A 21,682-nucleotide genomic window follows, 5' to 3' on the forward strand; every position below is an offset into this window, starting at 1 on the left:
GCCGGGGTTTTGCGGTGCCTCCCGGCCCCGAAGGGCCGGTGAGCCAGTTCTTAGTGGAACTGGTTCATGGTGTTGTCTTTACCCGAGGCTTTCAGAGCGGCTTCGCCAGCGAAGTACTCTTTGTGGTTGTCGCCGATGTCCGAGCCAGCCATGTTCTGGTGCTTGACGCAGGCGATACCCTGACGCAGTTCCTGACGCTGAACGCCTTTCACGTAGGCCAGCATGCCCTGGTCGGCGAAGTAGCCTTTGGCCAGGTTGTCGGTCGACAGGGCGGCGGTGTGGTAGGTCGGCAGGGTAATCAAGTGGTGGAAGATGCCGGCGTGGGCGGAACCATCGCGCTGGAAGGTACGGATCTTCTCGTCAGCAACCTGGGCCAGTTCGGTCTCGTCGTACTCGACGCTCATCAGCTTGGCGCGGTCGTAGGCGGAAACGTCCTTGCCTTCGGCAACGAACGCGTCGAAGACCTGCTGGCGGAAGTTCAGGGTCCAGTTGAACGACGGGCTGTTGTTGTACACCAGCTTGGCGTTCGGGATGACTTGGCGGATGCGGTCAACCATGCCCTTGATCTGGCCAACGTGCGGCTTCTCGGTTTCGATCCACAGCAGATCAGCGCCGTTCTGCAGCGAGGTGATGCAGTCGAGGACGCAACGGTCTTCGCCGGTGCCCTTGCGGAACTGGAACAGGTTGGAAGCCAGGCGCTTCGGACGCAGCAGTTTGCCGCCGCGGTTGATCACTACGTCGCCGTTCTGCAGTTCGGCAGCGGAAACTTCTTCGCAATCCAGGAAGGAGTTGTACTGGTCGCCCAGGTCGCCCGGCTCTTTGGTCACGGCGATCTGCTTGGTCAGGCCGGCGCCCAGGGAGTCGGTACGGGCAACGATCACGCCGTCGTCAACGCCCAGCTCGAGGAACGCGTAGCGAACAGCGTTGATCTTGGCGAGGAAGTCTTCGTGCGGAACGGTCACTTTGCCGTCCTGGTGGCCGCACTGCTTCTCGTCGGAAACCTGGTTCTCGATCTGGATGCAGCAGGCACCGGCTTCGATCATTTTCTTGGCCAGCAGGTAGGTGGCTTCCGGGTTGCCGAAGCCGGCGTCGATGTCGGCGATGATCGGTACTACGTGGGTTTCGTAGCCATCGATCTGAGCCTGGATTTCGTCCTGCTTGGCTTTGTCGCCGGCGGCGCGGGCGCTGTCCAGGGCGGTGAAGAGCAGGTCCAGTTCGCGGGCGTCAGCCTGGCGCAGGAAGGTGTAGAGCTCTTCGATCAGGCCGGAGACGGCGGTTTTTTCGTGCATGGACTGGTCGGGCAGCGGGCCGAAGTCGGAACGCAGCGCGGCAACCATCCAGCCGGACAGGTAGAGGTAGCGCTTGTTGGTGGTCTTCAGGTGCTTCTTGATCGAGATCAGCTTCTGCTGACCGATGAAGCCGTGCCAGCAACCCAGGGACTGGGTGTAGACGGAGGTGTCGGCGTCATACTCGGCCATGTCCTTGCGCATGATGGCCGCAGTGTACTTGGCGATGTCCAGACCAGTCTTGAAGCGGTTCTGAGCGCGCATACGGGCAACCGACTCGGGGTTGATAGCGCTCCAGCTGTTACCGGTTTTCTCTTTCAGAGCGGCAACGGCTTTGATGTCGTTTTGATATGCGGACATGGTCAATCCTTCAAAGTATGTGTTTGGTTGAGCACCGACTTACCCACTCAAAACCTGTATCGAAACGGAATTGGCTGCGGGTTGCTCGCCGCGGGAGGGCGAAGGGGCGACCGAAAGAAGGAATGACGCTGGAGGAGTGGGGTGGCGCGGCGTACAGACTCGTGACTGCAGCGGTGACATCCAGAATCGCTTGCCGGCTCGTGGCAGCCGTTGGGCAATGGTGGACGGCTGAATCCGTCACTTCGTGCTGTTGCTTAGGCTTGCTTCCCCGTCCCTCAGGACAACCTCTTGCCAGTCGCAACCTCGTCGATCCGCCTTGTGGGCTTAACAACACGAACCGGCGCGACGGGTAGGCCGTTGGCACGATCCGGAGGGCTTTGAGGCCCTCTGGTTAGCGGGAGCGAGGCCATCATGCACTTTCAAACGAGCGTTCGTCAAACGTTTTGTAGTGTTTTTTTTGGACTACTACACGAAGGTCTAACGAGGACTGGCAGGTCACCTACGGAAGGATTAGTCGAGCACTTCGACCTTCACCCGCAGACTGCTGTCGCTGCGCCCCTGGGTGCTGTACTGGCGGGTGTAGCCGCCCTGGGTGCTCTGGTTGCTTTCGCTGACGCCGCCGATTTCGATCCACTGGCCAATCGGACCGCTGACCTGGGTGTCGGCCGAGCTGGTGTTCATCGATCCCTGGTAGTTGCCGTTGAAGCGGTCGTTGCGGGTGCTCAGGGTAATGTGCACGAGGTTCCCCGAGAGGCTCGCGGTCACGTACATGCCCTGGTTGGCGTCGCGGTACTCGGTCTGGCTGTAGACCTGGCCGTAGGGACCTACACCAGCGTTGGTCACCGGCTGGCTCTGGCCGACCTGGATGAAGGCGGGCGAGCCCTCGGTGACGCGCACCTGCTGGGTGCCGCCGCCGCGGCTGCTGGTGGAGCGGTTGATGATGCGCACCTGGTCTCGGCCGTTCACTTCGCCGCGGCCGGACTGGATCTCCACATTGCCGGCGCTGACCGATCCATTCACCGAGTAGCCGCTCTGGCTGCCCTGGCTACCGTCGACGGTGTCGAGGCTGATCAGTAGTTGGTGTGGGCGGGTATCCAGTTGTTCGAGCACCTGCTGCAGTTCGCGGATCTTTGCCAGTTCGGCATTCACGACCAGTTGGTTGCCGTAGGCGGTGACTCGGCCTTCGTTGCCTAGTACCTGCTGTGCCACCGGCAGCACATCTTCGGCGGTGCGGTAGTTGAGCGGGAGGATCTCGGTGCGCGGCGCCGCTACAGCGCTGAGGCTGAAGGCGCAGGCAAGCACCAGGGCAAGTGGGCGTAGGCTCAAATCAGGAAACTCCGCAGGTTCGGGTCGAGGACGCTGGTGTTCCAGGTCTGTTCGAATTGCGCGATCAATTGGCGGACGCGCCCGCTGTTGTTGTAGTGCGCGTAGCCCGCGTACTCGCCTGGCTCCGGGCGCAGCAGCAGGCCGCAATTGTCGGCGAGCAGGAAGGCGTGCTCCTCGCTCGGGTAATCAGGATTGATCCGGCGGATCTGGCAGTAGCTGGACAGGCGTCGGCTGAGGTTGAGCAGGCGATGGCCTTCCTTCACGGCGCGCGTACTGTCGCGCACCAGGATCATCAGGCGGTTGCGCGGATTGCCCAGCAGTAGTTGCGTGCAGGCCTCCTGGATGCTGCTGTGATGGTACAGCCAGGGCTCCAGGTCGGGCGTATAGAGATAAAGCGTGCGGCGTGCCTGCTGGATCAGCGCCAGGGCGTGTGCGCGGGCGTCGTCCGGCTTGCTGAAGCGGTGCAGCTGATCGCCTTCGCTGAGGCGAAAGGGCGCCGGCTCCAGGGTGATGGGCGGCAGCGCTTCGCTGGGCGGGTTGTGGACGGCAAAACGCCCCGGTGACTGAAACTCGATGTCCGGCAGTTCTACCGGGAGGTCGTCTTGGTCCGGGGCGTTTTCCATGTCGCTCCTTTCTATCAGGCACTTGCCTGGCAAGTGCTCAGGCGCTTTCGCGCACCATGTCCACGTGGGGGAGGCCGGCGTCGAGGAATTCACCGCTGGCTACCTGGAAGCCTAGCCGTTCGTAGAAAGGAATGGCGTAGACCTGTGCCGTCAGCAGCTGGCGTTTCAGCCCCTGGCTTTCGGCCTGCTCGATGGCGGCGCGCATCAGCAGGTCGCCCACCTTCAGGCCGCGCCAGTCCTTGAGCACCGATACCCGGCCGATATGCCCGTCCGGCAGGAGTCGGGCGGTACCGATGGCGTAGTCGCCTTCGAAGGCCAGGAAGTGCACGGCTTCGACATCCTCGGCGTCCCATTCGAGTTCCGGCGGAACCGATTGCTCGGCGATGAACACCGCCTCGCGAATGCGCCGCAGGTCGGCATTATCCTTCTGCCAGTCCGCGACGCGAACCCTGATCTTGCTACTCATCGGCAAACTCCAGACTGCCCTGTTTGATCAGTTCTCCGATGAGCTTACGCCCATCGTCGTCGGCCAGCCATTGGCCGAGATTCCCTTCGTGCAGCGATTCCGCCGAGCACACCAGCTTGAGCAGGTCGCGCAGTTTTTCCGGCAGCACCACGGTCTGGCCGCTGGCGAATAGCAGCAGGCCGACGTCCACTTCGCTCCAGGCCATGCGGGCGCTGGGGTTGCGAATCAGGACCTCGCCGTCTTCGATGGCGGCGGTCAGGTCGGCTTCCTCGATCTCCTCGCCGGCCACCAGTTCCGGGTAGCGTGGCTCGGTCATGAACTGGCCGAACCAGGTGAGCAGCAGGCGCTCGTCGCTCATGTGTTCCTGCAGCAGGTTCTTCAGGCGGTCGAGGGCGTCGCGCTGGATCTGGTGCTGGTCGAAATCACCTTTCATCGCGGCCATGCCGGCGTCGCTGTAACGCTCTTCGTCGGAAAGGAACTGGGCGAGGAAGTCGGTGAAGTGGGTCAGCACTTCGGCGGCGCTGGGGGCGCGGAAGCCGACCGAATAGGTCATGCAGTCGTCTTCTGCGATGCCGTAGTGGGCTATGCGCGGCGGCAGGTAGAGCATGTCGCCGGGCTCCAGGACCCACTCGGCGCTCTCTTCGAATTCGGCGAGGATGCGCAGGTCGGCGTGCGGCAGCATCGGGCTGCTGGCGTCGCAGGTCTGGCCAACTTTCCAGCGACGGTGGCCGTGGCCCTGCAGCAGGAACACGTCGTAGTTGTCGAAGTGCGGGCCAACTCCGCCGCCCGGTGCGGCATAGCTGATCATCACGTCGTCGATACGCCAGCTGGGCAGGAACTTGAAGTGTTCCAGCAGCTCCGCGACTTCCGGGATGAACTGGTCGACAGCCTGCACCAGCAGGGTCCAGTCGCGCTCGGGCATCTGGCTGAAGGTGTCTTCCTGGAACGGGCCGCGGCGCAGTTCCCAGGGGCTGTCGCCGTGCTCGACGACGATGCGCGACTCGATCATCTCTTCCAGGGCGAGGCCGGCCAGTTCGTCAGGGTCGAGTGGGCTCTTGAAATCCGGGATGGCCTGGCGCACCAGCAGGGGCTTCTTCTGCCAGTAGTCGCGGAGGAATTCTTCGGCGCTGATGCCGCCCAAAAGCTGAAGAGGAATAGCAGGATTCATGTCTAAGTCCTTGAAACAAAAACGCCCGGCACAGCCGGGCGTGCAAAGTCGGGGCGAATCTCAGATGCGCTTGGCCTGGGCGGCAGCGTTACCAATGTAGTTCGCGGGGGTCAGTTTCTTCAGTTCGGCCTTGGCTTCAGCCGGCATGTCGAGACCTTCGATGAAGACCTGCAGGGCCTCGGCGCTGATGCCTTTGCCGCGGGTCAGCTCCTTGAGCTTCTCGTAGGGGTTCTCGATGCCGTAGCGGCGCATGACGGTCTGTACCGGCTCGGCCAGGACTTCCCAGCAGGCGTCCAGGTCTTCGGCGATGCGCGCGGCGTTCAGCTCCAGCTTGCCGATGCCTTTCAGGCTGGCTTCGTAGGCGATGACGCTGTGGGCGAAACCGACGCCCAGATTGCGCAGCACGGTGGAGTCGGTCAGGTCGCGCTGCCAGCGGGAGATCGGCAGCTTGCTGGCCAGGTGCTGGAACAGTGCGTTGGCGATGCCCAGGTTGCCTTCGGAGTTCTCGAAGTCGATCGGGTTGACCTTGTGCGGCATGGTCGAGGAGCCGATTTCGCCGGCGACGGTCTTCTGCTTGAAGTAGCCCAGGGAGATGTAGCCCCAGACGTCGCGGTCGAAGTCGATAAGGATCGTGTTGAAGCGCGCGATGGCATCGAATAGCTCGGCGATGTAGTCGTGCGGCTCGATCTGGGTGGTGTAGGGGTTCCAGTTCAGGCCCAGGTCGCCCTCGATGAATTCGCGGGCGTTGGCTTCCCAGTCAACCTGCGGATAGGCGGACAGGTGGGCGTTGTAGTTGCCCACGGCGCCATTGATCTTGCCCAGCAGCTCGATCGAGGCGACTTGCTTGATCTGGCGCTCCAGGCGGTAGACGACGTTGGCCAGTTCCTTGCCCAGGGTGGTCGGGGAGGCCGGCTGGCCGTGAGTGCGCGAGAGCATCGGCACGTCGGCGAACTTCACCGCCAGCTCGCGGATGGACTCGGCGATCTGGCGCATCAGCGGCAGCAGCACGGTGTCACGGCCTTCGCGCAGCATCAGGGCGTGGGACAGGTTGTTGATGTCCTCGGAGGTGCAGGCGAAGTGGATGAACTCACTGACCTTGGCCAGTTCCGGCAGTTTGGCCGCCTGCTCCTTGAGCAGGTATTCCACGGCTTTGACGTCGTGGTTGGTGGTGCGCTCGATGTCCTTGATGCGCTGTGCGTGCTCCAGCTGGAAGTCGTCGGCCAGTTGGTTCAGCACGGCGTTGGCTTCGGTGGAGAAGGGCACTACTTCAGGGATGCCGGCATGGGCGGCGAGACGCTGCAACCAGCGGACCTCCACCAGGACGCGGAAACGGATCAGGCCGTATTCGCTGAAGATCGGACGCAGGGCGCTGGTTTTGCTGCCGTAACGGCCGTCAACGGGGGAAACCGCGGTAAGGGAGGAAAGCTGCATGGGGGCGTTCTCGTAGCTGTCGGTCAACGAAAAGGGCGCACATCATACACGAATGGCGCGAACCGGTCGCCCTTGCGGCGACCGGAAGGGCATGCTTCAGCCGCGCAGCAGGGGGCGCAGCTCGTTGAGCATTTTCTTTCGGGCAAACAGCATCTGCCAGCGGTTGCCGCCGAGCTGTCGCCACAGGCGTGCGGAACGGATGCCGGCCAGCAGCAGGGCGCGGATGCGCGCGGCGTTGGCATTGATCTGCAGGTGGCGCATGTCGCCGTGCACCTGGATGCGCTGACGGAAGGTGCTCAGGGTATCCTGGTAGAGGCCGGCGCAGGAGGCGATGACGTTCTCGTGGACCAGCCCGAAGTGCTGTACCTGCTGCTGGATCTGGTCCAGGCGGGTGCCCATGATGTCGAGCATGTCGTCGCGCTTGTTCAGCTGGCGTTCCAGGCCGATCAGCGACAGGGCGTAGCGCAGCGGTTCGCGCTGCAGGCTGTTCGGGTCGCGCTCCAGAGCGCTGACCAGGGCGCGGAAGCCCTCGCGCAGGTTGGCGGTGTCGCCGCCGTAGACGTCGAGGGTGGTCTTCGGGTCGCGCACCAGCAGGCTGCCGAGCATGCAGCCCAGCGGCGCCTCGGGAACCTGGCCGGTGCGGGCGAGGCGGTCTACTAGGGCGGCGGCTTCGAAGACGCCGGAGAGTGCGATGATCTGGTCGTGCAGATCGCTCATGTACGGTCCTTAGCGAACGCGGGTTCAGCGGATTCGATGACGCCGCCACCGAGGCAGACTTCGCCGTCATAGAAGACGACGGACTGGCCTGGGGTCACGGCGCGCTGCGGCTCGTCAAACACGGCGCGGTAGCCGCTCTCGGTGCGCTCGAGCACGCAGTCCTGGTCAGCCTGGCGGTAACGTACCTTGGCGCGCAGAGCCTTTGGCTGGTCCAGGTCGATGGGGTTGACCCAATAGATGTGCGAGGCGTGCAGGGCGCGGGAGAACAGCCATGGATGATCGTTGCCCTGGCCGACGACCAGGACGTTGCGCACCAGGTCCTTCTCCAGCACGTACCAGGGGCTGTCATCGGCATTCTTCAGGCCGCCGATGCCCAGGCCCTGGCGCTGGCCGATAGTGTGGTACATCAGGCCGACATGCTTGCCGATGACCTGGCCGTCGGTGGTCTCGATGTCGCCTGGCTGGGCCGGCAGGTACTGCTTGAGGAAGTCGCTGAAGCGGCGCTCGCCAATGAAGCAGATGCCGGTGGAGTCCTTCTTCTTTGCAGTGGCCAGACCGTATTTCTCGGCGATGGCGCGGACCTCGGGCTTTTCCAGCTCGCCAACCGGGAACAGCGTCTTGCCGATCTGCTCGCCGCCCACGGCGTGGAGGAAGTAGCTCTGGTCCTTGTTCGGGTCCAGGCCCTTGAGCAGTTCGCTGCGTCCGTCGATGTCGCGGCGGCGCACGTAGTGGCCGGTGGCGATCAGGTCGGCGCCCAGGGCGACGGCGTAATCGAGGAAGGCTTTGAACTTGATCTCGCGGTTGCAGAGGATGTCCGGGTTCGGCGTGCGGCCGGCCTTGTATTCCTCGAGGAAGTGCTCGAAGACGTTGTCCCAGTATTCTGCGGCGAAATTGGCAGTGTGCAGCTTGATGCCGATGCGGTCGCAGACGGCCTGGGCGTCGGCCAGGTCGGTCATCGCGGTGCAGTACTCGGTGCCGTCGTCCTCTTCCCAGTTCTTCATGAACAGGCCTTCCACCTGGTAGCCCTGTTCCTTGAGGAGCAGGGCGGAGACGGAGGAGTCCACGCCGCCGGACATGCCGACGATGACGCGGGTGTTCTGCGGAGCTTTCAGGGAATCAGACATGGTGGCGCATCACAGGTGCAGGTAAAGGCGGGGATTCTACCAGAGCCGAGCGGCTCAGGCTCGGCTGCCGGCTCAGGCGCGGATCAGGCTCAGCGGGAAGCGCTCACCCTCCAGGTAGTCGTCGATGCAGCGCAGTACCAGGTGACTGCGCCAGCGTTCTGGCTGGGCAGCCAGTTCGTCGCGCGTCAGCCAGCGGGCGCCGAGGATGCCGTCATCCAGTGCGCGCTCGGGGTGATGGCGCAGCGGGCGGGCGGCGAAGCAGACGCGCTGATAGGTCACGCCGTTGCTGGGGGCGGTATAGAGGTAGATGCCGGTGACGGCGGTCAGCTCCACGTCCCAGCCAGTTTCCTCGAGGGTTTCGCGCACGGCGGCCTCGAGCAGCGTTTCGTTGGCCTCCAGGTGGCCGGCCGGCTGGTTGAAGACCTGTTTTTTGTCAGCGGACATTTCCTCCACCAGCAGGAAGCGGCCCTGGTCTTCGACGATAGTGGCGACGGTGACGTGTGCTAGCCAGCGCATGAATCTGTTCTCGTGGTTCGAAAGGCGCGAGTTTAACGTGGCGGGGCGCAGAAAGCAGAACCCCCGGGAAGGCCCGGGGGTTCTGGTGTCACGCGAAGTGGCTTACGCCAGTGCGTCGATCGCGGCGTTGAAGGTCGCGCTCGGACGCATGACCTGGCTGGTCAGCTCCGGGTTGGAACGGTAGTAGCCGCCGATTTCCGCCGGCTTGCCCTGAACGCCGTTCAGTTCGGCGACGATGGCCGCTTCCTTCTCAGTCAGGGTTTTGGCCAGGGTGGCGAAGTGAGCCTTCAGCTCGGCGTCGTCATTTTGCTCGGCCAGGGCCTGGGCCCAGTACATGGCCAGGTAGAAGTGGCTGCCGCGGTTGTCGATCTCACCGATCTTGCGCGACGGCGACTTGTTGTTGTCGAGCAGCTTGCCGGTGGCGATGTCCAGGGTCTTGCCCAGTACCTTGGCCTTGGCGTTGTCGGTCTTGATGCCTTCTTCTTCGAAGGAGACGGCAAGAGCCAGGAACTCGCCCAGGGAATCCCAGCGCAGGTAGTTCTCTTCCACCAGTTGCTGTACGTGTTTCGGAGCCGAGCCGCCGGCGCCGGTTTCATACATGCCGCCGCCCGCCATCAGCGGAACGATGGAGAGCATCTTGGCCGAGGTGCCCAGTTCCATGATCGGGAACAGGTCGGTCAGGTAGTCGCGCAGGACGTTACCGGTCACCGAGATGGTGTCCAGGCCGCGCAGCTGACGCTCCATGCTGGTGCGGATGGCTTCGTTGTAGCCCTTGATGCTGATGTCCAGGCCGGTCAGGTCGTGGTCTTTCAGGTACAGCTCGACCTTCTTGCGCAGCTCGTTGTCGTGGGCGCGCTCCGGGTCCAGCCAGAAGATGGCCGGGGTGTTGGAGGCGCGGGCACGGGTGACGGCCAGCTTGACCCAGTCGCGGATCGGGGCGTCCTTGGTCTGGCAGGCGCGCCAGATGTCGCCGGCCTGTACTTCGTGCTGCATCAGGACCTTGCCGTCGGCGTCGACAACGCGCATCACGCCGTCAGCTTCGAGTTCGAAGGTCTTGTCGTGGGAGCCGTATTCCTCGGCCTTCTGCGCCATCAGGCCGACGTTCGGCACGCTGCCCATGGTGGTCGGGTCGAACGCGCCGTTGGTTTTGCAGAAGTTGATCATTTCCTGGTAGATGCGGGCGTAGGTGCTTTCCGGCATTACCGCTTTGGTGTCTTTCTGCTTGCCGTCCTTGCCCCACATCTGACCCGAGTTGCGGATCATGGCCGGCATGGAGGCGTCGACGATCACGTCGCTGGGGATGTGCAGGTTGGTGATGCCCTTGACCGAGTCAACCATCGCCATTTCCGGACGGTGGCTGTACACCTCGTGGATGTCGTGCAGGATTTCTTCCTGCTGCGAGGCCGGCAGCGACTTGATCTTGTCGTAGACGCTGGAGATGCCGTTGTTCGGGTTCACGCCCAGCTCTTCGAACAGCTGGCCGTACTTCTCGAACACGTCCTTGTAGTAGACGGTGACGGCGTGGCCGAAGACGATCGGGTGGGAGATCTTCATCATGGTGGCCTTGACGTGCAGGGACCACATGACGCCGGTTTCCTTGCAGTCCTGCAGGGTCTTCTCGAAGAAGGCGCGCAGTTTGCTGCAGCTCATGAACATGCTGTCGAGGACTTCGCCGTCCTGCATCTTCAGAGTCTTCTTGGTCTCGACCTTGCCGTCCTTGCCGACGAACTCGATGCGGACTTCACCGGCCTTCGGAATGGTGACCGACTGCTCGCTGGAGAAGAAGTCGCCGCCACGCATGTAGTCGGCGTGGGAGCGCGAAGCCATGCTCCACTTGCCCATGCTGTGCGGGTGTTTGCGGGCGTAGGCCTTCACGGCGGCCGGGGCGCGGCGGTCAGAGTTGCCTTCGCGCAGGACCGGGTTCACGGCGCTGCCCAGGACCTTGGCGTAGCGGGCGCGGGTGTCTTTCTCTTCGTCGGTCTGCGGGTCTTCCGGGAAGTCCGGAATGGCGTAGCCCAGCTTCTGCAGCTCGGCGATGGCGCCCTTGAGCTGCGGTACCGAAGCGGAGATGTTCGGCAGCTTGATGATGTTGGCTTTTGCGTCGGTGGCCAGTTGGGCCAGGTAGGCCAGATCGTCTTCGATGGCCTTGTCGCCGAGCTTGTCAGCGAAGGAGGCCAGGATACGGCCCGAAAGAGAGATGTCGCGGGTCTCGACGTCGATGCCGGCGGAAGCGGCAAAGGCTTTTACGATAGGAAGAAGCGAATAGGTGGCAAGGGCGGGTGCTTCGTCGGTGAAGGTGTAGGTGATCTTCGAGCGGATGGACATCTCGTTCTAACTCTCTTCTTTGCTGGGCGCGCACAGAGTCTCGAATCGCGTTGGTACACGCTTGCGTTCAACGAAGTGGTTGACCGACCTTCGAGATTTGCCGCGGGGATATTGGGGCGCCAGTAGAGCGTTGTACGGCGGGATCCTGGTGGGGACGTGCGCCGCTGCGAGGAGAGAGTCTGGTCCCAGACTGCTCGGACCTCGATGACCATTAAGTCATGACGGCCAGTATACCACCCTAAAGGCAGGGTGAAGCGTGTCCCTTTTTTAGACTAAGGAATGATGTAGTTCGATTACCGACTTGTGAGCTACCCTCAGTGGCTGCAAGAAGGTTTCAACCAAAAAGCGGAGTTCAGCATGGGATACCAAAAGATCCAGGTGCCGGCCGGTGACAAAATCACCGTCAACGCCGATATGTCCTTGAATGTACCGAAGAACCCGATCATCCCCTTCATCGAGGGTGATGGCATTGGTGTCGATATCAGTCCGGTCATGATCAAGGTCGTCGACGCTGCCGTCGAGAAAGCCTACAAAGGCGACCGCAAGATCGCGTGGATGGAAGTCTACGCTGGCGAGAAGGCCACCCAGGTCTATGACCAGGACACCTGGCTGCCCCAGGAAACCCTGGATGCCGTTCGCGACTATGTCGTCTCCATCAAGGGCCCGCTGACCACGCCGGTCGGTGGTGGCATCCGCTCCCTGAACGTGGCCCTGCGCCAGCAGCTCGACCTCTATGTCTGCCTGCGCCCGGTGCGTTGGTTCGAAGGCGTGCCCAGCCCGGTGAAGAAGCCCGGCGATGTGGACATGGTGATCTTCCGCGAGAACTCCGAAGACATCTACGCCGGCGTCGAATGGAAGGCCGGCTCCCCCGAGGCCCAGAAGGTCATCAAATTCCTCACCGAGGAAATGGGCGTCAAGAAGATCCGCTTCACCGACAACTGCGGCATCGGCATCAAGCCGGTTTCCCAGGAAGGCACCAAGCGCCTGGTGCGCAAGGCCCTGCAGTACGCCGTGGACAATGACCGTGATTCGGTCACCATCGTCCACAAGGGCAACATCATGAAATTCACCGAGGGTGCTTTCAAGGACTGGGGCTACGAGATCGCTCGCGACGAGTTCGGTGCCCAGTTGCTCGACGGCGGCCCGTGGATGCAGTTCAAGAATCCCGCTACCGGCAAGAGCATCGTGGTGAAGGACGTGATCGCCGACGCCATGCTGCAGCAGATCCTGCTGCGCCCGGCCGAGTACGATGTGATCGCTACGCTCAACCTGAACGGCGACTACCTGTCCGACGCCCTGGCGGCGGAGGTGGGTGGTATCGGCATCGCGCCGGGCGCCAACCTGTCCGATTCGGTGGCCATGTTCGAGGCGACGCACGGTACTGCGCCCAAGTACGCCGGCCTGGACAAGGTCAACCCGGGTTCGGTGATCCTCTCCGCCGAGATGATGCTGCGCCACATGGGCTGGCCGGAAGCGGCCGACCTGATCATCGATGGCGTGAACGGGGCCATTGCTGCGAAAACCGTCACCTACGACTTCGAGCGCCTGATGGACGGCGCCAAGCTGCTGTCCTGCTCGGAGTTCGGCGACGCGATCATCGCCAAGATGTAACCGGGTAATGCTTCGCCCATGAAAAAGGCCGGCTTGCTGCCGGCCTTTTTCGTTTCGTCTGATCCTTGACGAATCAGGCTTCCGCCGTGAGGTTCTGTACCTCGCTGCTCGGGGCAGCTTGTGCGGACGGGGTGGATGCATTGGCGTTGACGGGCTGGATGTTCACTGCGTGCAACCCCTTCGGACCTTGCAGAATCTCGAAACTGACGGGTTGGCCGGCCTTGAGTGTCTTGTAGCCATCCATCTGGATTGCCGAGTAGTGAGCAAACAGGTCCTCATCTCGGCCATCAGCCAGGATGAAACCGTAGCCCTTGGCGTTGTTGAACCACTTGACCTTACCGCTGAGCATGCTGATATCCCTCTGCAAAGGACTCCATCGCTGGAGTATCATCCACTACTATTCCGCTATGCCTTTTTGTAAAGACTGGCGTCCGGAACTCCTGATACCCTCCGGGGGGTATCCTTTGGTTGTAACACCCTTTTGCCGTTAGTCAAGGCGGCGTCGTCTGGGCCTGAGAGGCGATTCAAACTCCGGCCGGCCCACTCATTCACCCACTCGCAAAGCTTTTATTCCAGCATGCATGCAAGTAGCCAGATTCGACTAACATTCAATCAGGACCGCCCGGATCCATTGGAAGACGACGGAACGGGGTTGGCGGTTGAGGAAGCCAAGCCAGCCCTGAAAGCGCCGTCCATGTATCGGGTCATCATGTTCAACGATGACTACACCCCGATGGATTTCGTGGTTGAGGTGCTCGAGCTGTACTTCAACATGAACCGAGAGCAGGCAACCAAGGTCATGTTGACTGTGCATACCCAGGGCAAGGCGAACTGCGGGACCTTTACCCGTGATGTCGCGGAAACCAAAGCCATGCAGGTCAATCAATATGCGAGGGAGAGCCAACATCCACTGTTGTGCGAAATTGAGATAGAAGGTTGATGCGGATGTTTGGGAGCGAGGTGAAGTCATGTTGAATCGAGAGCTCGAAGTCACCCTCAATCTCGCCTTCAAGGAGGCGCGGGCGAAGCGGCATGAGTTCATGACCGTTGAGCACTTGCTGTTGGCGCTTCTGGATAATGAAGCTGCCGCGACGGTTCTGAAGGCGTGCGGTGCGAATCTGGACAAGCTGCGGCGAGACCTGCAGGAGTTCATCGATTCCACCACGCCGCTGATTCCCCAGCACGACGAGGATCGCGAAACCCAGCCAACCCTGGGCTTCCAGCGTGTCCTGCAGCGTGCCGTATTCCACGTGCAGAGTTCCGGCAAGCGCGAAGTCACCGGCGCCAACGTGCTGGTCGCCATCTTCAGCGAGCAGGAAAGCCAGGCGGTGTTCCTGCTCAAGCAGCAGAGCGTCGCGCGGATCGACGTGGTCAACTACATCGCCCACGGCATCTCCAAGGTGCCGGGCCATGCCGAGCATCAGGACAGCGAGCAGGAGATGCAGGACGAGGAGGGCGGCGAGTCCTCCACTTCCAGTCATCCGCTGGATGCCTATGCCAGCAACCTGAACGACCTGGCGCGCCAGGGGCGTATCGACCCGCTGGTCGGTCGCGAGTCGGAAGTCGAGCGCGTCGCGCAGATCCTGGCCCGTCGCCGCAAGAACAACCCGCTGCTGGTGGGTGAGGCTGGTGTCGGCAAGACCGCCATCGCCGAAGGCCTGGCCAAGCGCATCGTCGACGGCCAGGTACCGGACCTGCTGTCCGACAGCGTCGTGTACTCCCTGGACCTGGGTGCGCTGCTGGCGGGCACCAAGTACCGCGGCGACTTCGAGAAGCGCTTCAAGGCGCTGCTCAATGAGCTGCGCAAGCGCCCGCATGCGGTGCTGTTCATCGACGAGATCCACACCATTATCGGCGCCGGTGCTGCATCAGGCGGGGTGATGGATGCTTCCAACCTGCTCAAGCCGCTGCTGTCCTCCGGTGAGATCCGTTGCATCGGTTCCACCACCTTCCAGGAGTTCCGCGGCATCTTCGAGAAGGATCGTGCGCTGGCGCGTCGCTTCCAGAAGGTCGACGTCACCGAGCCGTCCGTCGAAGACACCTTCGGCATCCTGAAAGGCCTGAAGCCGCGCTTCGAGCAGCACCACCACATCGAGTACAGCGATGAGGCGCTGCGCGCAGCCGCCGAACTGGCCGCCCGCTACATCAATGACCGGCACATGCCGGACAAGGCCATCGACGTGATCGACGAAGCTGGTGCCTACCAGCGCCTGCAGCCGGAAGAGAAGCGTGTGAAGCGCATCGAAGTCCCGCAGGTCGAGGACATCGTGGCGAAGATCGCTCGGATTCCGCCCAAGCACGTGTCCAGTTCCGACAAGGAGCTGCTGCGCAACCTCGAGCGCGACCTGAAGCTGACTGTGTTCGGTCAGGCGGCGGCCATCGAGTCGCTGTCCACTGCCATCAAGCTGTCACGCGCCGGCCTCAAGTCGCCGGACAAGCCCGTTGGTTCCTTCCTCTTCTCCGGCCCGACCGGTGTCGGCAAGACCGAGGTGGCTCGCCAGCTGGCCAAGGCGCTGGGTGTCGAGCTGGTGCGCTTCGACATGTCCGAGTACATGGAGCGGCATACCGTCTCTCGCCTGATCGGCGCGCCTCCGGGCTACGTTGGTTTCGACCAGGGTGGTCTGCTCACCGAGGCGATCACCAAGACGCCGCACTGTGTGCTGCTGCTGGATGAGATCGAGAAGGCGCACCCGGAGGTCTTCAACCTGCTGCTGCAGGTGATGGACCACGGCACCCTGACCGACAACAACGGCCGCAAGGCGGATTTCCGCAACGTCATCCTGATCATGACCACCAACGCTGGCGCGGAAACCGCGGCGCGGGCTTCCATCGGTTTCACGCAGCAGGATCACACCAGTGACGCCATGGAAGTGATCAAGAAGAGCTTCACGCCGGAGTTCCGCAACCGCCTGGATACCATCATCCAGTTCGGTCGCCTGAGTCACGAGACCATCAAGAGCATCGTCGACAAGTTCCTCACCGAGCTGCAGGCGCAGCTGGAGGACAAGCACGTGCAGATCGAGGTCAGTGACTCGGCGCGCGTCTGGCTAGCGGACAAGGGCTACGACCCGCAGATGGGGGCTCGCCCGATGGCGCGGCTTATCCAGGACAAGATCAAGCGGCCATTGGCCGAGGAGATCCTGTTCGGCGAGCTGGCCGAGCACGGTGGCGTGGCCCATGTGGACCTGAAGGATGGCGAGCTGGCCTTCGAGTTCGAGGTGATCGCTGCAGAACCGGCCTGACGTTGAAAAGTAAGGCCCAAACAAAAACGCCCGGCAATGCCGGGCGTTTTTCTATGTGCCGGTTTGTACCGGTACCTACCGTCTATCAGCGAGCGCGGTAGGTGATACGACCCTTGGAGAGGTCGTAGGGCGTCAGTTCAACGCGAACTTTGTCGCCGGTCAGGATGCGGATGTAATTCTTGCGCATCTTCCCGGAGATGTGCGCGGTAACGACGTGCCCGTTTTCCAACTCCACGCGGAACATGGTGTTGGGCAGGGTGTCGACGACAGTGCCTTCCATTTCGAAGCTGTCTTCTTTCGACATGCAGTAGAACCCTCGGTATCTAAGATTGCCTGAAGTGTTTCAGGCCATTAAAAAAGGCACATAGTGTGCCTGAAATCGCCCCACAACGCCAATGGGTGTTTTCGGGTCAGTTCAATGCGACCCAGCGCTGATTCACGAAAAGTTCGATCGGGCGGTACTGGGTCTTGTAGTTCATCTTGCGGCAGTTCTTGATCCAGTACCCAAGATAGACAGCGTGCAGACCCAGTCGCTCGGTCTCGCCGACCTGCCAGAGAATGGCGAAGCGTCCCAGGCTGCGGCGTTCTTCGTCCGGATCGTAGAAGGTGTAGACGGCTGAAAGACCGTTGGGCAGCACGTCGGTCACGGCGACGGCGAGCAGGCGGCCCTGCAGGCGGAACTCGAAGAAACAGCTGAACGGCAGGTCGCGCACCAGGAAGGTGGCGAACTGGTCGCGGCTGGGCGGGTACATGTCTCCATCGGCGTGGCGCTGCTCGATGTAGCGCATGTACAGCGCATAGTACTCCTCGGTGAAGGCCGGGCGCTTGCGGATTACTTCCAGATCGGCGTTGCGCTTGATGATGCGCTTCTGCTGGCGGCTCGGCTGGAATCCGGCTGCGGGGATGCGCGCGGGGATGCAGGCGGTGCAATGCTGGCAGTGCGGCCGGTAGAGGTGTTCGCCGCTGCGCCGGAAGCCAACCTCTGACAGTGAGGCGTACAACTGCGCATCCATGGGCTGGCTGGGGTCGAGGAACAGCGTTGTGGCCTGTTCTTCGGGCAGATAGCTGCATGGATGCGGTTGTGTGGCGTAAAACTTCAGGCGGGCGAGCTCGGTCATCTTCAACCCCTGCGAGGTCCCTCAGGCAAGTTTAAGACAGGCTGAGCAGGTCCGCTTGCGAAGTCCAGTCCTGCGAAGGTGTTTCGTCGAGATGACGGCGCAGGTAGTTGGCGAATTCGCCGCGGGAAATGGCACGAGCGCCAAAACTGTGCAAGTGCTGCGTCGGCATCTGGCAATCGATCAGCACGAAGCCCGCTGCCTTCAGGCGCTGCACCAGGGTCACGAAGGCCACCTTGGAGGCATTGTCGGCGCGGCTGAACATGGACTCGCCGAAGAACAGGCGGCCGATGGCCAGGCCGTAGAGGCCCCCAACCAGTTCATTGCCTTGCCAGGCTTCGGCCGAATGGGCGACGCCCAGGCGGTGCAGCTGGCAATAGGCATCCTGCATCGGGGTGGTGATCCAGGTGCCGTCCGTGTAATCGCGCGGGCCGGCGCAGCCGTGGATGACCTGCTCGAACGCCTGGTCGATGGTGACCTGGTACTGCTGCTGGCGGATGAACTTGGCGAGGCTGCGGGAAACGTGCAGTTCTTCGGGGAATAGCACGGTGCGTGGGTCGGGCGACCACCAGAGGATGGGTTGCCCGTCCTGGAACCAGGGGAAGCAGCCATGGCGGTAGGCCTGGATCAGGCGCTGCGGGTTGAGGTCACCGCCGGCCGCGAGCAGGCCGTTGGGCTCGCGCAGGGCCTTGTCGAGGGGCGGAAAGTCGAAATTGCTGCGGGAAAGCCACTTGAGCATAGGGAGGAGGGGAGGGCGAGCCTCCCCTGGCACCGATCAGTTGTCGTCGAGGAACTTTTCGGCGTCCAGCGCGGCCATGCAGCCGGCGCCGGCAGAAGTGATCGCCTGGCGATACACGTGGTCGGCCACGTCGCCGGCGGCGAACACGCCGTCGATGCTGGTCAGGGTCGCGTTGCCTTCGGCGCCGCCCTTGATCTTCAGGTAGCCGTCATGCATCTCCAACTGGCCCTTGAACAGGTCGGTGTTGGGCTTGTGGCCGATGGCGATGAATACGCCGGCGAGGTCAAGCTGGCGGGTTTCGCCGCTGTTGGCGTCCTTCAGACGTACGCCCACGACACCCATGTTGTCGCCCAGGACTTCGTCCAGGGTGGTGTTCCAGTGCAGGCGCACGTTGCCGTTCTTGGCTTTTTCGAACAGCTTGTCCTGGAGGATCTTCTCCGAGCGCAGCTTATCGCGGCGGTGGATCAGGTGGACTTCCTTGGCGATGTTGGACAGGTACAGCGCTTCTTCCACGGCGGTGTTGCCGCCACCGACCACGCAGACGACCTGGTTGCGGTAGAAGAAACCGTCACAGGTGGCGCAGGCGGAAACGCCCTTGCCCATGAAGGCTTCTTCCGAGGACATGCCCAGGTACTGGGCCGAGGCGCCGGTGGCGATGATCAGCGCGTCGCAGGTGTAGGTGCCGCTGTCGCCCTTGAGGGTGAAGGGCTTCTGCTGCAACTCGGCGGTGTGGATGTGGTCGTAGACGATCTCGGTGTCGAAACGCTTGGCGTGCTGCTCCATGCGCTGCATCAGGGCAGGACCGGTCAGGCCTTCGACGTCGCCGGGCCAGTTGTCGACCTCGGTGGTGGTGGTGAGCTGGCCGCCGGGCTGGATGCCGGTTATGACAACAGGCTTGAGGTTGGCGCGCGCGGCATACACGGCCGCGGTGTAGCCCGCGGGGCCGGAGCCCAGGATGATCAGGCGCGAATGCTTGACTTCACTCATAAAAAGACTCCATAAGCCTTTGTCACGTAAGAGAATGCATGCTCCAATTGAGCAGCCGAAAAGCGGTGTTGGGCTATGCTACACCGAACCCCGGAAAGCCGGCAAAAGCGCAGTCAGGCACATCCGGGGTCGCTGGCATCGGCCGGCCAAAGCCGTACAATAGGCCCGTTTTGCGGCCCAACGACTCTCGGAAGCGCGTATAGCGCAGGATTAGAAGCGTTTTGAAGGACACCACAGCAAGCCATGCCGCCGCCTGGCGCCAGCAATTGCATTACCGTCTGAAGGAAGGGGCCCTGATCGCGCTTGGCGCGCTCTGCCTTTACCTCTGGATGGCGCTGCTCACCTACGATTCCTCCGATCCGGGCTGGAGCCATTCCAGTCACGTCGAGCAGGTGCAGAACGCTGCCGGTCGCCTGGGGGCGCTGAGCGCCGACATCCTGTTCATGGTGCTGGGGTATTTCGCCTACCTGTTCCCGCTGCTGCTGGCGGTGAAGACCTATCAGGTCTTCCGCAAGCGTCACCTGCCCTGGGAGTGGAGTGGCTGGCTGTTCTCCTGGCGCCTGATCGGCCTGGTATTCCTGGTGTTGTCCGGTTCAGCCCTGGCCTATATCCATTTCCATACCAGCGGTGCCCACATGCCGGCCACCGCGGGCGGCGCCCTGGGTGAAAGCCTCGGCCAGCTGGGCGTCAATGCGCTGAACGTGCAGGGCAGCACGCTGCTGTTCCTGGCGCTGTTCCTGTTCGGCATGACGGTGTTCGCCGACCTGTCCTGGTTCAAGGTGATGGACGTCACCGGCAAGATCACCCTCGACCTCTTCGAACTGATCCACAACGCCACCAACCGCTGGTGGAGTGCCCGCAGCGAGCACAAGCAACTCGTCGCTCAATTGCGTGAAGTCGACGAGCGCGTGGCCGAGGTCGCCGCGCCCATCGTTGCCGATCGCCGCGAGCAGGCCAAGGTCAAGGAGCGCCTGATCGAGCGCGAGGAAGCGCTGGTCAAGAGCGTGCAGGAGCGCGAGAAGCGCGTAGCGCCGAAGATCGACGTCCCGCCGCCGCCTACCAAGCCGGCCGAGCCGAGCAAGCGCGTGCTGAAAGAGAAGCAGGCGCCGCTGTTCGTCGATACCGCCGTGGAAGGCACGCTGCCGCCGCTGTCGATCCTCGACCCGGCCTCGGAAAAGAAGCAGAGCTATTCGCCCGAATCCCTGGAGGCCATGTCGCGCCTGCTGGAGATCAAGCTCAAGGAGTTCGGCGTCGAAGTCATCGTTGAGTCCGTGCATCCGGGCCCGGTGATCACCCGTTTCGAAATCCAGCCGGCCGCCGGCGTGAAGGTCAGCCGTATCTCCAACCTGGCCAAGGACCTGGCGCGTTCGCTGGCAGTGATCAGCGTGCGCGTGGTGGAAGTCATCCCCGGCAAGACCACCGTGGGCATCGAGATTCCCAACGAAGACCGGCAGATGGTGCGCTTCTCCGAAGTGCTGATGACGCCTGAGTACGATGAGCATAAGTCCACCGTGCCGCTGGCCCTGGGCCACGATATCGGCGGTCATCCGATCATCACCGATCTGGCGAAGATGCCGCACCTGCTAGTGGCCGGTACTACCGGTTCCGGTAAGTCGGTGGGCGTGAACGCCATGCTGCTATCGATCCTGTTCAAGTCCACGCCGGAAGAGGCGCGCTTGATCATGATCGACCCGAAGATGCTGGAACTGTCGATCTACGAAGGCATTCCGCACCTGCTCTGCCCGGTCGTCACCGACATGAAGGAGGCCGCCAACGCGCTGCGCTGGAGCGTCGCCGAGATGGAGCGCCGCTACAAGCTGATGGCGGCCATGGGCGTGCGTAACCTGGCTGGCTTCAACCGCAAGGTGAAGGACGCGGAGGAGGCCGGCACCCCGCTGACCGACCCGCTATACCGCCGCGAGAGCATGGAAGACGAAGCGCCGCTGCTGCAGACCCTGCCGACCATCGTGGTCGTCGTGGACGAATTCGCCGACATGATGATGATCGTCGGCAAGAAGGTGGAAGAGTTGATCGCCCGTATCGCCCAGAAGGCGCGTGCGGCAGGCATCCACCTGATTCTGGCGACCCAGCGTCCGTCGGTGGATGTGATCACCGGCCTGATCAAGGCGAACATCCCAACCCGTATCGCCTTCCAGGTGTCCAGCAAGATCGACTCGCGCACCATTCTCGACCAGGGCGGCGCCGAGCAACTGCTGGGCCACGGCGACATGCTGTATCTGCCGCCGGGTACCGGCCTGCCGATTCGTGTCCATGGCGCCTTCGTTTCCGATGACGAAGTGCACCGTGTCGTTGAGGCGTGGAAGCTGCGTGGCGCACCGAACTACATCGAGGACATTCTCGCCGGCGCCGATGAAGGCGGTGGTGGTTCGTTCGAAGGTGGCGGTGGCGGCGAAGGCAGCGAAGGCAGCGAGGACGATCCGCTCTACGACGAAGCCGTGCGCTTCGTGACCGAAAGCCGCCGGGCTTCCATCTCTGCCGTGCAGCGCAAGCTGAAGATTGGCTACAACCGCGCCGCGCGGATGATCGAGGCCATGGAAATGGCCGGCGTGGTCACCGCGATGAATACCAATGGCTCGCGTGAAGTGATCGCGCCGGCCCCGATCCGTGATTGATTCGACTTCGAGG

Annotated in this window: 19 protein-coding genes; 4 read left to right on the plus strand and 15 right to left on the minus strand. The window is 62.5% G+C overall.

Going from position 1 to position 21,682, the window contains the following annotated elements:
* Positions 1–50 precede the first annotated feature (50 nt).
* From A6723_RS17045 to A6723_RS17090, 10 genes are all read right to left on the minus strand, one after another.
* On the minus strand, positions 51–1,646 hold the full coding sequence (locus A6723_RS17045) for an isocitrate lyase (protein WP_054909443.1): 1,596 nt from the start codon (positions 1,644–1,646) through the stop codon (positions 51–53).
* Positions 1,647–2,156: 510 nt separating this feature from the next.
* Positions 2,157–2,972, minus strand: a complete 816-nt coding sequence (locus tag A6723_RS17050; RefSeq protein ID WP_054909442.1) for a secretin N-terminal domain-containing protein — start codon at positions 2,970–2,972, stop codon at positions 2,157–2,159.
* Complete coding sequence (locus tag A6723_RS17055; protein ID WP_054909441.1) at positions 2,969–3,595, minus strand: hypothetical protein; 627 nt, start codon at positions 3,593–3,595, stop codon at positions 2,969–2,971. Before A6723_RS17055 ends, A6723_RS17050 begins: the two co-directional genes overlap by 4 nt.
* 37 nt (positions 3,596–3,632) lie before the next feature.
* The gene (locus tag A6723_RS17060) at positions 3,633–4,061 is read right to left on the minus strand and encodes a GNAT family N-acetyltransferase (RefSeq protein ID WP_054909440.1); all 429 of its coding nucleotides are present in this window, start codon (positions 4,059–4,061) and stop codon (positions 3,633–3,635) included.
* Positions 4,054–5,229, minus strand: coding sequence for a cupin domain-containing protein (locus A6723_RS17065; protein WP_037012450.1), 1,176 nt, complete (start codon positions 5,227–5,229; stop codon positions 4,054–4,056). Before A6723_RS17065 ends, A6723_RS17060 begins: the two co-directional genes overlap by 8 nt.
* Positions 5,230–5,289: 60 nt before the next feature.
* Positions 5,290–6,660, minus strand: coding sequence for an adenylosuccinate lyase (gene purB, locus A6723_RS17070; RefSeq protein ID WP_054909439.1), 1,371 nt, complete (start codon positions 6,658–6,660; stop codon positions 5,290–5,292).
* Between the two features lie 96 nt (positions 6,661–6,756).
* Positions 6,757–7,377: a high frequency lysogenization protein HflD gene (gene hflD / locus A6723_RS17075; RefSeq protein ID WP_024765136.1), complete on the minus strand. Its 621-nt coding sequence runs from the start codon at positions 7,375–7,377 to the stop codon at positions 6,757–6,759.
* Positions 7,374–8,501, minus strand: coding sequence for a tRNA 2-thiouridine(34) synthase MnmA (mnmA, locus tag A6723_RS17080; protein WP_175405558.1), 1,128 nt, complete (start codon positions 8,499–8,501; stop codon positions 7,374–7,376). Before mnmA ends, hflD begins: the two co-directional genes overlap by 4 nt.
* Positions 8,502–8,573: 72 nt before the next feature.
* A complete protein-coding gene (locus A6723_RS17085) occupies positions 8,574–9,017 on the minus strand; it encodes an NUDIX hydrolase (protein ID WP_054909438.1) in 444 nt (147 codons plus the stop codon).
* 102 nt (positions 9,018–9,119) lie between these two features.
* Entirely contained in the window at positions 9,120–11,342 is a 2,223-nt protein-coding gene (locus A6723_RS17090) for an NADP-dependent isocitrate dehydrogenase (RefSeq protein ID WP_054909437.1), read from the minus strand.
* 357 nt (positions 11,343–11,699) lie between these two features.
* Between A6723_RS17090 and icd the strand changes: the two genes are divergently transcribed.
* Complete coding sequence (gene icd, locus A6723_RS17095) at positions 11,700–12,953, plus strand: NADP-dependent isocitrate dehydrogenase (protein WP_054909467.1); 1,254 nt, start codon at positions 11,700–11,702, stop codon at positions 12,951–12,953.
* 73 nt (positions 12,954–13,026) lie between these two features.
* Here the strand turns inward: icd and cspD are convergent, their stop codons facing one another.
* Positions 13,027–13,302 (minus strand): cold shock domain-containing protein CspD, encoded by a 276-nt coding sequence (gene cspD / locus A6723_RS17100; protein WP_054909436.1) that lies wholly within the window; start codon positions 13,300–13,302, stop codon positions 13,027–13,029.
* 228 nt (positions 13,303–13,530) lie between these two features.
* Here cspD and clpS point away from each other — a divergent pair, with 228 nt between their 5' ends.
* The gene (gene clpS, locus A6723_RS17105; RefSeq protein WP_037012443.1) at positions 13,531–13,893 is read left to right on the plus strand and encodes an ATP-dependent Clp protease adapter ClpS; all 363 of its coding nucleotides are present in this window, start codon (positions 13,531–13,533) and stop codon (positions 13,891–13,893) included.
* A gap of 28 nt (positions 13,894–13,921) precedes the next feature.
* Entirely contained in the window at positions 13,922–16,195 is a 2,274-nt protein-coding gene (gene clpA, locus A6723_RS17110; RefSeq protein WP_054909435.1) for an ATP-dependent Clp protease ATP-binding subunit ClpA, read from the plus strand.
* 85 nt (positions 16,196–16,280) lie between these two features.
* On the opposite strand, the gene infA is transcribed toward clpA, so the two are convergent.
* The 4 genes from infA to trxB all read right to left on the minus strand — a co-directional run bounded on the left by infA (position 16,281) and on the right by trxB (position 19,036).
* Positions 16,281–16,499, minus strand: coding sequence for a translation initiation factor IF-1 (gene infA / locus A6723_RS17115; protein WP_002553999.1), 219 nt, complete (start codon positions 16,497–16,499; stop codon positions 16,281–16,283).
* A gap of 106 nt (positions 16,500–16,605) precedes the next feature.
* Entirely contained in the window at positions 16,606–17,313 is a 708-nt protein-coding gene (locus tag A6723_RS17120) for an arginyltransferase (protein ID WP_024765142.1), read from the minus strand.
* Positions 17,314–17,344: 31 nt separating this feature from the next.
* Positions 17,345–18,049 (minus strand): leucyl/phenylalanyl-tRNA--protein transferase, encoded by a 705-nt coding sequence (gene aat / locus A6723_RS17125; RefSeq protein ID WP_054909434.1) that lies wholly within the window; start codon positions 18,047–18,049, stop codon positions 17,345–17,347.
* Between the two features lie 36 nt (positions 18,050–18,085).
* Positions 18,086–19,036, minus strand: coding sequence for a thioredoxin-disulfide reductase (gene trxB, locus A6723_RS17130; protein WP_054909433.1), 951 nt, complete (start codon positions 19,034–19,036; stop codon positions 18,086–18,088).
* A gap of 221 nt (positions 19,037–19,257) precedes the next feature.
* Here trxB and ftsK point away from each other — a divergent pair, with 221 nt between their 5' ends.
* Entirely contained in the window at positions 19,258–21,669 is a 2,412-nt protein-coding gene (gene ftsK, locus A6723_RS17135; RefSeq protein WP_054909432.1) for a DNA translocase FtsK, read from the plus strand.
* Positions 21,670–21,682: the final 13 nt, after the last annotated feature.

This window comes from Pseudomonas sp. AU11447, assembly GCF_001672555.2.
Classification (GTDB): Bacteria; Pseudomonadota; Gammaproteobacteria; order Pseudomonadales; family Pseudomonadaceae; genus Pseudomonas; species Pseudomonas nitroreducens.